This window comes from Pedobacter heparinus, assembly GCF_032678725.1.
GTDB lineage: Bacteria > Bacteroidota > Bacteroidia > Sphingobacteriales > Sphingobacteriaceae > Pedobacter > Pedobacter heparinus_A.
This window is the reverse complement of record NZ_JAVTSC010000003.1, coordinates 343,829-359,248: the sequence shown is the minus strand read 5'-3', so window position 1 is coordinate 359,248 and position 15,420 is coordinate 343,829. Positions and strand designations below refer to the sequence as shown.

The following is a 15,420-nucleotide window of genomic DNA, read 5'->3' as shown; positions in this document are numbered from 1 at the left end:
ATCTGATACTTTTCAAAATAATGAGCATTTCCACAAAATACGATCCGGCGGCAACAGAAGATAAATGGTACAGTTACTGGCTTTCCAAAAAGTTTTTTCATTCAGAACCGGATGAGCGCGAACCCTATACCATTGTAATTCCTCCACCAAATGTGACTGGGGTCTTGCATATGGGGCATATGCTGAACAATACCATTCAGGATGTTTTGATCCGCAAGGCCCGCATGCAAGGTAAAAATGCATGCTGGGTTCCTGGTACCGATCACGCTTCTATTGCAACAGAGGCGAAGGTAGTTGCGATGCTTAAGGAAAGAGGGATCAACAAGGCTGACATTACCCGGGAAGAATTTTTAAAGTATGCCTGGGAATGGAAAGAGAAATACGGAGGTATCATTCTTGATCAGCTCAAAAAGCTCGGAGCCAGCTGCGACTGGGACCGTACGCGTTTTACGATGGAAGATGATTTGTCTGATGCAGTGATCGATAGTTTTATCCACTTGTACAAAAAGGGCTGGATTTATCGTGGCATCCGTATGGTGAACTGGGATCCGGCAGGTAAAACTGCTGTTTCTGATGAAGAGGTAATCCGTAAGGAAGTGAACCAGAAATTGTATTACATCAGGTATACGGTTTCGGGATCGGAAGATTTCATTACCATTGCTACCACGCGCCCTGAAACCATTATGGCGGATGCGGCGATCTGTATCAACCCTAAGGATGAACGCTATACACACCTGAAAGGTAAAAAGGTATTTGTTCCTTTGATTAACCGAGAAATTCCGGTGATAGAGGATGAGTATGTAACGATGGATTTTGGCACAGGCTGTTTAAAGGTTACACCGGCGCATGATCTGAACGATTATGAACTGGGTGTTAAACACAAACTGCCTGTTATTGATATTTTAAATGATGATGGTACTTTAAACGAGCTTGCTGTGATCCTGGTTGGTGAAGACCGGTTTACTGCCAGGAAAAAGATTGCGAAGTTATTAGACGAGGCTGGTCATTTGGACAAAGTGGAAGATTACAAATCGCAGGTAGGTTTTTCTGAACGTACTGACGCGGCTATTGAGCCAAAACTATCTATGCAATGGTTCTGTAAGATGGACCAGATGGCAAAGCCTGCTTTAGAAGATGTCCTGAACGGGGATGTAAAGTTGATCCCTGAAAAGTTTGTGAACACTTACCGCCACTGGATGGAGAACGTACGTGACTGGAACATCAGCCGCCAGTTATGGTGGGGTCAGCAGATACCCGCCTGGTACGATAACCAGGGGAATTGGGTAGTAGCAAAAACCAAAGAAGGAGCTCTGGATGAATTTCTAAAACTTAAAGATCCTGATGGGTCATTTACTGTGGAGGAGAAAGCTGGTTGTAAAAATCAGCTGGCACCATTTGTAAAACAGGACCCTGACGTAATGGATACCTGGTTCTCCTCCTGGTTATGGCCGATCTCTGTATTTGATGGTTTTAAGAACCCGGATAATGCAGATATCAATTACTATTATCCAACCAACGATCTGGTTACTGCACCAGAGATATTATTTTTCTGGGTGGCCAGGATGATCATGGCCGGCCATGAATTTAGGGGCCAGAAACCTTTTACCAATGTTTACCTAACGGGTATTGTCAGAGATAAATTGGGGCGTAAGATGTCAAAATCTTTAGGTAATTCTCCTGATCCGATTGGTCTGATTGAAAAATATGGCGCAGATGGTGTCAGGGTTGGTATGCTGTTGTGCTCGCCGGCTGGTAATGACCTGATGTTTGATGAAAGCTATTGCGAGCAGGGCCGTAATTTTGCCAATAAGATCTGGAATGCATTCAGATTGGTAAAAGGCTGGGAACTTGACGCCAATCTTGAGAATCCGAATCAGCAAGCCATTCTATGGTTCGAAAACCGCTTTAATGAGGCGCTTGCTGAAATAGAAGATAACTTTAAGCAATATCGCTTATCGGAAGCCTTAATGGCTACTTACAAACTGGTATGGGACGATTTCTGTGCCTGGTACCTGGAAATGGTTAAGCCTGCTTATCAGCATCCTGTTGATGAAGAAACGTTAAAAGCAACAGTTGGTTTCTTTGAACGCATATTGACCTTGCTGCATCCTTTTATGCCGTTCATCACCGAAGAACTTTGGCATGATGAACTGTTTGGTGAAAAGACTGAAATGGATTGCTGTATTGTTGCCAGTTACCCTGTGGTAGGTGCGGTTGATCCTGTTTTGCTGAAGGATGTTGAAGTGATCAAAACATTGGTTGCGGAGATCAGGAACGTGAGAAATACAAAACAGATCTCCCCGAAGGAAGCTTTGCCGCTTGCCATTAAAGTGAATTCTACGCTGGATTACGAAAAGTGGTTAAATATTGTATTTAAGCTGGCCAACATTAGCCAGGTTGAACTGGTAAATGATAAAATTCCGGGTGCCGTAAGCTTTATGGTAGGAAACGATGAGTTCTTTATCCATTTGAATGAGGCTATTGATATTGATGTGGAAAGGGAACGCTTAAATGCTGAACTCATTTATTTACAGGGCTTTTTGAAATCGGTTAATGCCAAGCTTGGTAATGAACGTTTTGTGCAGAATGCCAAGCCGGAAATTATTCAGAATGAAAGGAATAAGCAGGCTGATGCAGAAGGGAAAATAAAGATCATTGAAGAAAGTTTAACAGCGTTAAAATAAGGGAAAATAAGCCATTCTCTTTTGAAGCTGGTATAACTGAGTTTTTTTGTCAAAAATCTCAATGAAGCCTATGCCTCTTCAGAGAAAGCATATTTTCTTTCAAACAGGGCGGCTAAGCAGAATGTTTAGCCGCCCTGTTTCTTTTATCATTACGACCTGCCAGACCTTGCATCTGCAATGCCTGACCTGTTTCTTTATACTTCCCCTAAATTTGCTATATCTTTCCCTTATCCGCTCATGTATCAAATATATATCAAACATATAGAAGGTATATAGAAACCATAGAGAAACAAGCCAGGCACACCGAAAGCAGGGGAGAGTGGTATTTGAAAGAAAAATTACCTTCTGTGAAGCAGCATAGCGATTTTTCAATTTTCTACAGGAAAAATTGGAATCATGCATCCGCAGAACATAATGGTTATTTTTTTTATTTTTATTAAATCTAAATAACCATATATTTGCGCGCAGAAAGATAAATTAAATGAAATATATACCGGTAAGTATTGTCCTCGCGTTCTTCCTATTCATCACTCCGCTGGTTATCCTTGCCCAAAATGGCAATGGCAGCATTAGCGGCACAGTTACAGACTCGTTGAAACATACGGTTCCCTTTGCAAATATTCAGCTTAAGGGGATGAAAATAAAAAGCACTTCCGATAAGTCCGGGAATTTTACGTTAACCGGAGTACCGGCAGGAAATCAAACCATCAGGGTATCTATTACCGGTTATAAAACTCAGGAGCAGCAGGTAATGGTAATTGCTGATCAGGTTTCAACAATCGATTTTACATTGGATGAGGCCAATGCCGATCTGAAGGAAGTCATTGTTTCTGCCAGCAGACGCGCTGAATCATTAGCGCAGACACCTTCATCAGTTACCGTGCTTACGGCAAAAGATATTTCAACACAGTCGGTCATCAGTCCAAATATTGCCAATATCCTTTCTTATAGCGTACCTGGGCTTGGTGCATCAACCAACCAGACGGGTAACTCCGGGCAAACTCTGCGTGGCAGAAATGTACTGGTACTGATAGATGGAATCCCGCAATCCACGCCTTTGAGAGCAGGAGGAAGGGACATCAGGAGCATAGATCCATCGGTGATTGAGCGGGTTGAGGTGATCAAAGGTGCAACGGCTATTTACGGGAACGGTGCAGAGGGCGGTTTGATCAACTACATTACCAAAAAGGCAAACACCGGGAAAAAATTTGGGGGCTACTCGCAGGTTGGCTTAACTGGTAATCTTGAAGGAGACAGTACCGTCGGTTACCGGGCAACCCAGCAATTTTATGGAAAAGCGAAAAAATTCGATTATATCCTGAGTGGTATGTTTGAAAAAACAGGTGTGTTCCGCGACGCGGAAAGTCTTGTGATCTCGCCGGAATACGGCCTTGGGGAAACCAAATCCTATAATGGTTTTGCCAAAATCGGTTACGACATCACTCCCAAACAAAGATTGGAACTGATGTACAATTACTTCAGCTCCAGGCAGGATTCCAGGTATGTTACCAAAGCAGGGGTTTACGGAGAATCTCCAGCTATAGGGGTAGCAGGAAACAGACCGGGTGTAGACGAGGGTACCCGTTTTAACCATAATGCCAACCTGCAATACAGCAGTCAGCAAATATTTGGCAGCACAGATTTAACCGCTAATCTTTATTACCAGGATTTCTACACCATTTATTCCAACTCCACATCTTTCTATGAAGGCGGACAATCGGCCATTACTTCTACTAAAAAGGGTGCCCGCGTTAGCTTAAACACCCCATTCAGGATCAGCCCTGTTGTTCCCATGCAATTGAATTATGGATTAGACCTGATGAACGATAATACTGCACAAAACCTGGTTGATGGCAGGAGTTGGGTGCCAAAAATGAACATGGTTAACTTTGCCCCTTATTTCCAGGCATCGGCAAATTTATTTACAGACCTGACCCTGAAAGCCGGGGCAAGAGTGGAGAATATTAACATTGATGTGGATGATTTTAATACCCTGGCAACCGGGGCAAATGGTGCTGGGAGCATAGCTGTGCAGGGTGGTACCTTGAACTACAATGCATTTGTATTTAATGCAGGAGCGCGCTATTCTAAATTTAAATTGTTTAACCCTTTCATCAGCTATGCACAGTCGTTCTCTGTATTTGAATTGGGCAGGGTACTCAGGGCAGCGGAAAGCAATACCTTATCGCAGCTGGAAACCAAACCGATCATTGTAAATAATTACGAAGGTGGTTTTAGCAGCAGCATTGGTAAGTTTAATTTAAGTGCGGCTTATTATTACAGTACCTCTAAATTGGGGGCTAATTTGCTGGAAGTTAACGGAAAATACATTTCACAGCGAATTCCTGAAAGGGTTTATGGTTATGAAATTCAGGCTGATTATCAGTTGCTGCAAGATCTGGCAATAGGGGGTAACTACGCTAAGGTTGAAGGTAAAGGGGATGTTGATGATGATGGTAAATTTGATGGGCCAGCTGATGTTTATTTAAATACGACCCGTATCCCGCCATCAAAAACAACAGGCTATGTTAAATATTCAGGAGTTAAAAACCTGGTTATTGATGTAAACTGGATGCGTATCGGCAGCCGGGATCGTTTTAAGACCAATGCGAGTGGTAAATACCTGATAGGCGAGGGGCCTGTTGAGGCTTTTGATTTGTTCAATCTTGCCGCTACCTATCAGTTCATCCCGGCCCTGAAAGTTAACCTGGGTATAGAAAACCTGATGAATAAAACTTATTATCCAAGCATATCGCAGTTTTATGGCAGTGGTATTAATTATGTAAGGGGCAATGGCCGCAGGTTTAACCTTTCGGTTGGTTACGCCTTTTAATTGATGTTCAAAAAATTTAAAAATATCATCAGACAAATACATTTGTGGCTGGGCCTGGGCACCGGTCTCATTGTATTTGTGGTGAGTATTACCGGCTGTCTGTACGTTTTTGAAGAAGAGATCAGGGAGGCTACACAACAAGCACGACTTTATGTTCCGCTGCAGCAAAAGCCATTTGTAGGGCTGGATAAAGTAATTGCCAGCTTTGAAAAAGCGGCTGGTAAAGAAAAGCTCACGGTGATCAGGATCAGCAACTACATCCCAAATGCAACGGTAGAGATCGCATCTAAAAACAAGATTTTTTATTTTAATCCTTATGATGGGACCCTGGTTTACAAGGGAGGGCACGACTGGCTGGATACAGTGGAAGAGATCCATATGACCTTACTGATGGGCGAAACCGGTAAATTTATTCAACGCTGGGCAGTTGTGGTATTTGTACTCATGCTGATCAGCGGATGGATATTGTGGTTTCCGCGCCAGATGAGGTTGCTGAAGCAGTCGCTCAGTATCAAATGGAAAGGCTCGTTTAAAAGGGTAAATTATGACCTGCACAATGTGCTTGGCTTTTATGCTTCCTGGATCCTCATCGTGATCTCAGTGACAGGTTTGTTTTTTGCTTTTAAGGAAGTGAAAACTGCTGCAAGTTTTTTTACCGGGTCTAAACTCAGCAATGGCAAAGCACAGCAATCGGTTAAGCCGGCTGTAATTGAGCCCTTAGCTATGCGCTACAATACAATTTACAAAAATATTTCACTTCAATACCCGGGAGCGGTTTTAACCAGTTTCTCGGTTAGAAAGGGCGGAGAACTTCGCTTAAGATTGATCTATCCCTATCGATGGGCCCGCAATCAAAATACTTTTTTCTTTGATGAAGCCAGCGGACAGCTGCTGCGGGCAAAATTGTACAAAGAATTTAATGGTGCCGACCTTATTGAAGCTACCAATTATGATCTGCATACTGGCCGTTTATTCGGTTTGTCTGGCAAGATTTTGGCTTGCCTGGCAGCGTTGATTTCGGCAAGTCTTCCCATTACGGGCTTATTGATCTGGCTGAAGAAAAAACGCAAACGCTGATTTTCTATCATCATACAGAAACAATTCTATAAGCACATCTTCTGTCGCCAGCAATAATGTGACTTACCCTGGTAATGCTGACATCTTCGCCTAATACAAATTTAAAGGTGTTGAGTTCTGAAATGCAAAAGCCCTGACAAATCTGTGCTGCGGCACAAATGGGGCAATGGTTTTCAACCAGGAGGTAACCTTCCTCATCTTTGCTGTATTCGGCCATATAGCCTTCTCTGCTTCTGATTTCCGCTAATGTGCGGACCCTGTCTTCCAAAGCGCTGTTTTGATTCATTTGCTGTTGATAGCGTTGTTTGGCTTTTTGCTCTCCGGCCGATATCACCGTTTGCAGTGCTTCCTCGCCAAGTGTTTCTTTCATCAGCTGGATCAGCTTAACGGTAAGTTCGGCATGGGTATCCGGAAATCCTTTATTGCCAAGCTCAGTTAAACCGAAGTATAGCGTTGGCCTGCCCACACCTTTGGATTCCTGACTGGATTGGATCAACCCTTCGTCCATTAGCTTAAGCAGTTGAAGTCTGGCACCTTCGGTTGTGATACCCAGTTCTTTAGAAATCTCAGTCGCCGTTAAAGCACCTCGTGTCTTCAACAACATTAAAAAACGATTTGTCTTCATAATCTAATAAAACAAGTAAAAACTTGTTTTATTAACAAAAGTACTAACTTTGTTCAACTTTTAAGCATACAAGGAATTATAATTTGTCCATGCAGCGCAATGTAATTTCCTTGGCCTACCGGAGCACGCTAATTTAACCTGGCCTAGCGGGTTTCCAGTAAACATTTTAATGAGGGCTACTGCCTGAAAACCGCGTGTTTTTAGGAGTGAAGGAAGCTTGATGGTAAATTTTAAAACAAAAATTTATACGATGAAACCAATAATACAACTGCAATTATTAATCCTGCTATTTTTTATGCAGGCCTGCGCACCGGAGCAGCAAACAGCCGGGAAAGATACTATTCAGGAATATCCTGTAACAACGATTGAACATCAGGAAGCAGTGATCAATACGGAATATCCGGCTACTCTTGAAGGGCAGCAGAACATAGAGATCCGTCCTAAAATAGACGGTTTCGTAGGGCAGATTTTTGTGGATGAAGGGGCAGCTGTAAAAAAAGGACAGTTGTTGTTCAGGATCAATGCACCACAATATGAGCAGGAAGTAAGAACCGCTGCGGCGGCTATTAAAAATGCGGAAGCTGAAGTGAATACTGCTAAAATGCAGGTAGAAAAAACGCTTCCGCTGGTAAAAGAGGGCATAATAAGTGACTATGAGCTTAAATCGGCAAACTTTAACCTGCATGCTAAAGAAGCTGTACTGGCGCAGGCCAGGGCTGGCCTGATCAATGCGCGTACCAACTTAGGATACACAGCCATTAGTAGTCCGGCCGATGGGGTAGTGGGCAGCATCCCTTACAAGACCGGCAGCCTGGTAAGCAGCACTTCAGCGCAGCCATTAACTACGGTATCCAATATTGCCCGTGTTTTTGCTTATTTCTCTTTCAATGAGAAGCAGTTTTTAGATTTTACTGAAGGCTTTGCAGGGAAAAACATGAACGATAAACTCAAACATTTTCCTGCAGTTAGCCTTTTGTTGGCAAACGGGACTGAGTATGCTGAAAAGGGGCATATGGAAAGCATTGGCGGATTGATCAATACAGAAACCGGTGCAGTGAATTTGCGTGCAGGATTTTCGAATCCGGATGGTACGATCAGGAGTGGGGCGAGTGCTACCATTCGTATCCCTGTGAAGGTAAAAAATGCCTTGCTGATTCCGGCTAAGGCAACTTATGAAATGCAGGAAAAGCTGATGGCTGTGGTAGTAAATAAGAATGGAATGGTAAAAGTTACTGAAATAGAGATCATGGATATCCCTTCCGGTGAGTTTTACGTGGTGAAGAAGGGCCTGAATGCAGGCGATTGGGTAGTAACTGAGGGCATGGGTGGCCTGACAGACGGCACCAGGATCAAGCCCGTACTTTCACAACAGCTTACAGCAGCGAAAAAATAGAAACATTTTATACAAAATATTTAAATAACAATGTTAAAGAAGTTTATAGACAATCCGGTATTATCTACGGTAATATCGATCATCATTGTCATACTGGGATTGCTGGGGCTCTTTTCCCTACCCATATCCCAGTACCCGGATATTGCGCCGCCTGCAGTTGAGGTAAGTACGGCTTACCAGGGTGCCAGTGCAGATGTGGTAATGAAAAGTGTAATTATTCCGTTGGAAGAGCAGATCAATGGGGTAGAAAACATGACTTACATGACCTCTAAGGCCAGTAATGACGGTAGCGCCAGCATCACCATTAATTTTAAACAAGGAACCGATCCTGATATGGCTGCCATTAACGTGCAGAACCGGATTACGAAGGCCACCAGTTTATTGCCTGCTGAGGTGGTTAAAATGGGGATTACTACCAGCAAAAGGCTAAATAGTGAGGTATTCAGTTTTCTGCTGTATAGCGAAGACGGAAAATACGATCAGAAGTTCCTGGACAATTACCTGAAAATTAACATCATCCCACAGATCAAAAGGATCCAGGGGATTGGAGATGCACAGGTTTATGGCGGTAAAGATTACAGCATGCGGATCTGGTTAAAACCAGATGCCATGGCTGCCTATGGCCTTATTCCGGCTGATATTGTAAATGCCCTCGCAGAGCAGAACATTGAAGCCGCGCCGGGAAAAGTTGGTGAAAACAGTAACCAGAGCTTTCAGTATACGTTAAAGTATACTGGTCGTTTTGAAAAAGCTACCGAATTTGAAAATATCATTCTGAAATCGGTAGGTAATGGACAGGTGTTGAAATTGAAGGATGTGGCTGTGATTAACCTGGGATCTTTCACTTATTCCAGTACCTTGACAGCACAGGGACAGGAATCGCCTTATGTGGCAGTTAGCCAAACCTCTGGCTCCAATGCACATGATATCATCAAGCAGTGTGAAAAGATATTGAAAGATGCAGAGAAGAGTTTTCCGAAAGGTGTAAAAATAGGGGTATTTGCCAATGCCAATGAGTTTCTGGATGCTTCCATTTCCAAACTGATCTTTACGATCATTGAAGCTTTTATCCTGGTGTTTATTGTGGTGTTCATTTTTCTTCAGGATTTTCGTTCAACATTGATACCAGCTATTGCGGTACCTGTAGCCATCATCGGAACCTTCTTTTTCCTGAAATTGTTTGGGTTTACCATTAACCTGCTTACCTTATTTGCGCTGGTACTGGCCATAGGTATTGTGGTAGATGATGCCATTGTGGTGGTAGAGGCCGTACATGCCAAACTTGACCAGGGGGCTAAATCGGCCAAGAAAGCCACGATACATGCCATGAGCGAGATCAGCTCGGCGATTATTTCCATTACCTTAATTATGGCCGCGGTATTTGTGCCGGTAACATTTGTGACGGGATCGGTTGGCGTATTTTACAAACAGTTTGGTTTAACCCTGGCCGTTGCCATTATCATATCGGCTGTAAACGCGCTCACGTTAAGCCCTGCGCTATGCGCTTTATTGCTTAAGCCACATGCTACACATGGCCAGCCTAAAAAAGGCTTTATGCAGCGGTTTTATGATGGCTTTAATGCGTCGTTTACTTCGATGACTGCCAGGTATAAGAAATCGGTTGTTTTCCTGGTTGCCAGGAAGTGGATTGCATTTGCAGGTATTGCACTGTTTTCGGTACTGTTCTGGTTTTTGGTTAAAACCACACCGACGGGTTTTGTGCCCAACGAGGATAGCGGTTCCATTTATGGTAACGTCATTCTTCCACCGGCAACTTCGCTGGAAAGGACAGAGCTGATCGCAAATCAGATTGACAGTATTGCGCGCTCGATTCCGGAAGTAGAATTGTCGTCCAGACTGGCGGGAATGGACTTAATGAGTGGTACAGGAAGTTCTTATGCAGCTATTTTTATCCGTCTGAAACCATGGAAGGAAAGGGCTAAAGAAGGTCAGGATATCAAGTCTATTGTTGGTCAGCTGTTTGCTAAAACAGCAAATATTAAAGGGGCCAATATTATCTTTTTCGCCGCACCTACTTTACAGGGTTTTGGTAATAATGATGGTTTTGAATTCCAGTTGCAGGACAAAACCGGTGGAAGTTATAAAGCTTTTGATGCGGTGATCGGTAAATTTATGGGGACATTGAATCAACGCCCGGAGATCATGTATGCAGCCACATCTTATAATACCAGCTTTCCTCAATACGAGGTAAGTATAAATGTAGCCAAATGTAAAGAGGCTGGTGTTGCCGTGAGTACCGTTTTGGGAACTTTGCAAGGATATCTTGGCGGGATTTATGCCTCCGATTTTAACCGCTTTGGTAAACAGTACCGGGTGATGATACAGGCAGAGGCGGAGCAAAGAGCTAATAAAGAAGCGATCAGCAAAATCTTTGTCAGAAATGAGCATGGTGTAATGGCGCCGATATCAGCGTTTATAACTTTAAAGAAGACCTACGGACCGGAGTTCATCAACCGCTTTAACCTGTTTACAGCCGGTGCGGTAAATGGTGCTCCTAAGCCGGGATACAGTTCTGGTGATGCGATTAAAGCAATACAGGAAGTAGCTGCACAAACTTTACCACAGGGTTACACCTTTGAATTTTCGGGTTTGACACTGGAAGAACTCTCGAGCGGAAATCAGACCTTGCTGATCTTTATACTGAGTTTGCTGTTCATTTATTTCCTGCTCAGTGCCCAGTATAAGAGTTATATCCTGCCTTTTTCGGTACTGTTGTCTTTGCCGATCGGTTTAGCCGGAGCATTTTTATTTGCCCGCTTATTTGGGCTCGATAATAACATTTTCCTGCAAATCAGTCTGATCATGCTGATTGGCTTGCTGGCGAAAAATGCGATCCTGATTGTGGAGTTTGCCCTGATGCACAGATTAAGTGGTAGGAATCTGGTGCAATCGGCCATAGCAGGGGCAACGGCCAGGTTAAGACCTATCCTTATGACATCTTTTGCCTTCATTTTTGGTTTACTCCCTTTGATGATTGCAACGGGTGCGGGAGCAATTAGTAACCGATCGATAGGTACTGCGGCCGTCGGCGGGATGCTGATCGGAACCGTGTTCGGGGTATTTGTAATCCCGGTGTTGTTTGTGGTTTTTCAATCCTTACAGGAAAAGATCAGCGGCACACCAAAAGCTACTGAAATTGAATTTTAAAAGTATACATATCATGAAATCATATACATATATAGGTTTAATGCTGGTATTGGTAACGTTTGCTTCATGCAGGATATCAAAGCCCTGTCAGCATCCTGAGCTTGACACCAATGGACTGTACAGGGACGTGGAAGGTGCTGATACCAGCAATATGGCCAGGGTACACTGGAAAAAGCTGTTTACAGACACACTTCTTGCAGGATTGATTACAGAAGGGTTGAGCCAGAATATAGACTTGAAAATTGCCTTGCAGCGAATTAATGCTGCAAGGGCAAATTTTCATCAAAGTAAATCAGCCTTTTTGCCCGATTTGAATGGGAATGCGAGCATTAGACAATCTAAACTTGCTTTTCCACAGGGATTCGGCCTTATCAACTCTTCTACCCAATACGATCTGGGTTTAACTGCAAGCTGGGAAGCAGACATTTGGGGTAAGCTGAAAAGTGCAAAACGTGGCGCATTAGCTGGTTTATTACAAACTGAAGAAGCCCGCAGGGCCGTACAAACTCAGCTGATTGCTGATATTGCCAGTCGTTACTTTACTTTGCTGGCCCTTGATCAGCAGTTGTTGATTTTGGAGCAAACGGTAGATAACCGCAAAACGGATGTACGTACCATGAAGGCTTTAAAAACAGCCAATGTGGTTAATGGTGCTGCTGAAGTGCAAAGTGAAGCCAGTCAGTATGCTGCCGAAGTCGCTATACCGCGTTTAATGAAACAGATCAGGGAAACTGAAAATGCACTGAATGTATTGCTGGCTAAACCATCAGCCGCCATCGGCCGTCTATCATTAAATGATCAAAAGCTTTTGGTGGATCTAAAGCCTGGTGTTCCGGCGCAGCTGTTACAGAACCGCCCTGATGTTAAACAGGCCGAATATGCATTTATGGCGGCTTCCGAAGCGACCAACGTTGCCCGAAAACTATTTTATCCATCTCTTAACCTTACGGCTGCAGGTGGGTTCACGAGCTTTAGTTTAAAAGACTGGTTAACACCAGATGGCTTATTTGGCAATATTGCAGCAGGAATAGTGCAGCCTATTTTTAACAAGGGTACCAACAGGGCGAGACTGACCACTGCACAAGCCACACAGCAGGAAGCGGCATTGAATTTCCAGCAATCTTTATTAAAAGCCGGGGAGGAGGTGTCAAATGCATTGTTTGCCTATCAAACGGCCAAAACGCAACAGGAAATCAGGATAAAACAATTGGCAGCACTTCAAAAATCAGTGGATTTTACCAAAAAGCTATTGCGTTACAGTTCGGCAACGAATTATACGGATGTGTTGACTTCTGAGCAGAATTTGTTGGTGGCCCAGTTAGAAGATATTGATGATAAATTGCAGCAGTGGCAGGCTGTGATCGCTTTGTACCGATCTCTTGGAGGGGCTGAAAATTAGGTGTTCTCTTCGAAGTCTGCATAATTCCCGGTGAAGAACCGGGAAAGACGCCAGGACTTCTCTGAGAAACCAGATTTTCTTTCAAGCAGGTTTATTTTGATATTTTTCTTAGAAATAACTAAAGCATCCGGTATTCCGGCAATTCTGGAACAAATGCAAACTGTTGTTCCTGATGATTTATAGTGGCATAACAATGCCTTAAGCCATTGGTTACTACCAGCCATTTGGTTTTGTGTACCGAATTGTACCTGGCGGCCTGGTCAAAAACTGCCTGGGTAACCTTTACTGCAGGTGCTTTGCATTCGATGACCATAATCCTTTCACCATGTGTATTAAAAATCACGATGTCAGTTCTTTTTTGCAAGTGGTTGAGGTTAAGCCCGCCTTCTATCTGAATAAGAGATTTAGGGAATTTTTTTTCCAGGATCAGGTATTGGATAAAATGCTGCCTTACCCATTCTTCGGGCGTCAATACCAGGTGTTTTTTTCTCACCTCATCAAATATAAAATGCCGGGCTTCCTTCAAGGTGATTTTAAAGGGATATTCTGGCAGGTTAAGTGGGACAGGTATAAATGACATTTGTGCAAAAGTAGACAAATTTTTTATCTAAGTTTACACCATCATATGAGTGCAGCCGACATAATTAAAGACATCAAAGCAAGAAAGTTTAAGCCTGTTTACCTGCTGCATGGTGAAGAGCCTTACTACATAGACCAGATCATTCATTACATGGAAGAACATATTCTGAATGAAATGGAAAAAGGTTTCAACCAAACGATTTTGTATGGTAAGGATACGGATATGGCTACCATTATGAATGCCGCCAAACGTTACCCGATGATGTCTGACTACCAGTTGATCGTAGTAAAAGAAGCGCAGGATTTAAAATGGGCCAAAGAAACCGAGGGCAGTAGCAAACAGGCAGAATTTGTACTCAATTATTTTGAAAAACCTTTGTCAAGTACCATTCTGGTGCTGGGCTATAAATATGCAAATTTCGACAAGCGCAAAAAGATCTATAAGGCGATTGATAAGCAAGGGGTGGTTTTTCAGTCGGATCTTGTACGCGATTATAAACTGGCCCAGTGGATTGATGAGCTGGTTAACGAGAAAGGATATAAGATCGCCCCGCAGGCATCAGCGCTGATGGCGGAATATTTGGGGGCCGATCTGTCTAAAATAGCCAATGAGGTGGAAAAATTGCTGTTAAACATTGGCAGGGAAACTACAATTGATACAGATATTGTTCAGAAAAATATAGGGATCAGCAAGGAGTACAATGTGTTTGAGCTGCAGAAAGCCCTGGCGGTAAAAAATGTATTGAAATGTAACCAGATCATCAATTACTTTGGAGATAATCCAAAAGCCAATCCTATGGTAATGGTAATGGCTAACCTGAGTGCTTATTTTACCAAAATACTGAAATACCATTACCTGCCCAATAAGGGTGACGCTGCTAAGGAACTCGGCGTAAACCCTTATTTTGTTAAGGATTTTGAAATGGCAGCCCGCAGTTACAGCCTGGGTAAAACTTTCGACATCATTAGCCTGTTGAGGGAATATGACCTGAAAAGCAAGGGCGTAGACAGTACAGGAAATACCACTGATGGTGAACTGCTAAAAGAACTGTTGTTTAAAATGCTGCATTAATTTTTCCGACGTTTTCAAAAGTCAAGGTCATTTTGCTGAAACCCAAACCGGTTAAAATAGGTCTGAGTACATTTAAAGCATTTACGCGGGTTTGCTGCAGGATATCGGATTTGCGAACTTCATCAGCAATTTTTTGTTCTGCATTTTTATAAGCTTCATCCACCAGATCAGCCTCTCTAAAAAATGCCATTTTTGTATCGTATACACGCGAAGCTTTATGGTCTATTTTAATGTAACAAATTTCAGGTTGTGGTAACTGGATCACTGCTGAATCTCCATAGACCTGTATGTCTTCCGATTTGAGCCTGGTCAGGTCTATACAGCCCACTGCATCGGCCTTAATAATGAGCAATACGCTGGCCTCAGGTAAAAACGGGGTTTTGTTTTTATGTTCCAGGATATCACTGATTCGGTATTTTACCAGTTCCAGCTTACCCATTGATTCTACACGGTGTAATAAAAGCTGATGTTTGCTTTCTACTGTTGTTTTTAAACTGAATTTAGCCGCAATAAACCAGGCGATGACACCGATAACCGCTACAACAATTAATATTTTCAATAACTTAATCATATTCTAAAGCTACCAATTT

The 15,420-nt window shown here is 43.0% G+C and carries 10 protein-coding genes; 7 read left to right on the top strand and 3 right to left on the bottom strand.

The features are described from left to right. Positions 1-20: 20 nt before the first annotated feature. The 3 genes from R2Q85_RS06880 to R2Q85_RS06870 all read left to right on the top strand — a co-directional run bounded on the left by R2Q85_RS06880 (position 21) and on the right by R2Q85_RS06870 (position 6,594). Positions 21-2,684, top strand: coding sequence for a valine--tRNA ligase (locus tag R2Q85_RS06880; RefSeq protein ID WP_316811014.1), 2,664 nt, complete (start codon positions 21-23; stop codon positions 2,682-2,684). Between the two features lie 481 nt (positions 2,685-3,165). Beyond that, on the top strand, positions 3,166-5,517 hold the full coding sequence (locus tag R2Q85_RS06875) for a TonB-dependent receptor (protein ID WP_316811013.1): 2,352 nt from the start codon (positions 3,166-3,168) through the stop codon (positions 5,515-5,517). Between the two features lie 3 nt (positions 5,518-5,520). Continuing rightward, entirely contained in the window at positions 5,521-6,594 is a 1,074-nt protein-coding gene (locus R2Q85_RS06870; protein ID WP_316811012.1) for a PepSY-associated TM helix domain-containing protein, read from the top strand. A 10-nt stretch (positions 6,595-6,604) separates the two neighbouring features. Here R2Q85_RS06870 and R2Q85_RS06865 read toward each other — a convergent pair whose 3' ends face one another. Continuing rightward, on the bottom strand, positions 6,605-7,219 hold the full coding sequence (locus tag R2Q85_RS06865; protein WP_316811011.1) for a metalloregulator ArsR/SmtB family transcription factor: 615 nt from the start codon (positions 7,217-7,219) through the stop codon (positions 6,605-6,607). A 250-nt stretch (positions 7,220-7,469) separates the two neighbouring features. On the opposite strand from R2Q85_RS06865, the gene R2Q85_RS06860 reads away from it, so the two are divergent. Genes R2Q85_RS06860 through R2Q85_RS06850 form a run of 3 tightly spaced genes read left to right on the top strand, consistent with a single transcriptional unit; the run spans position 7,470 to position 13,179 of the window. After that, positions 7,470-8,612: an efflux RND transporter periplasmic adaptor subunit gene (locus R2Q85_RS06860; RefSeq protein WP_316811010.1), complete on the top strand. Its 1,143-nt coding sequence runs from the start codon at positions 7,470-7,472 to the stop codon at positions 8,610-8,612. A gap of 30 nt (positions 8,613-8,642) precedes the next feature. Then, the gene (locus tag R2Q85_RS06855; protein WP_316811009.1) at positions 8,643-11,780 is read left to right on the top strand and encodes an efflux RND transporter permease subunit; all 3,138 of its coding nucleotides are present in this window, start codon (positions 8,643-8,645) and stop codon (positions 11,778-11,780) included. Between the two features lie 13 nt (positions 11,781-11,793). Further along, the gene (locus tag R2Q85_RS06850; RefSeq protein ID WP_316811008.1) at positions 11,794-13,179 is read left to right on the top strand and encodes an efflux transporter outer membrane subunit; all 1,386 of its coding nucleotides are present in this window, start codon (positions 11,794-11,796) and stop codon (positions 13,177-13,179) included. Positions 13,180-13,297: 118 nt separating this feature from the next. Here R2Q85_RS06850 and R2Q85_RS06845 read toward each other — a convergent pair whose 3' ends face one another. Then, positions 13,298-13,759 carry a type I restriction enzyme HsdR N-terminal domain-containing protein gene (locus tag R2Q85_RS06845; protein WP_316811007.1) on the bottom strand — a complete coding sequence of 154 codons (462 nt, stop codon included), beginning with the start codon at positions 13,757-13,759 and terminating at the stop codon, positions 13,298-13,300. A 45-nt stretch (positions 13,760-13,804) separates the two neighbouring features. Between R2Q85_RS06845 and holA the strand changes: the two genes are divergently transcribed. After that, positions 13,805-14,830, top strand: a complete 1,026-nt coding sequence (holA, locus tag R2Q85_RS06840) for a DNA polymerase III subunit delta (protein ID WP_316811006.1) — start codon at positions 13,805-13,807, stop codon at positions 14,828-14,830. Here the strand turns inward: holA and R2Q85_RS06835 are convergent. Continuing rightward, positions 14,814-15,401 (bottom strand): DUF4230 domain-containing protein, encoded by a 588-nt coding sequence (locus R2Q85_RS06835; RefSeq protein ID WP_316811005.1) that lies wholly within the window; start codon positions 15,399-15,401, stop codon positions 14,814-14,816. The genes holA and R2Q85_RS06835 overlap by 17 nt on opposite strands. Between the last annotated feature and the right edge of the window lie 19 nt (positions 15,402-15,420).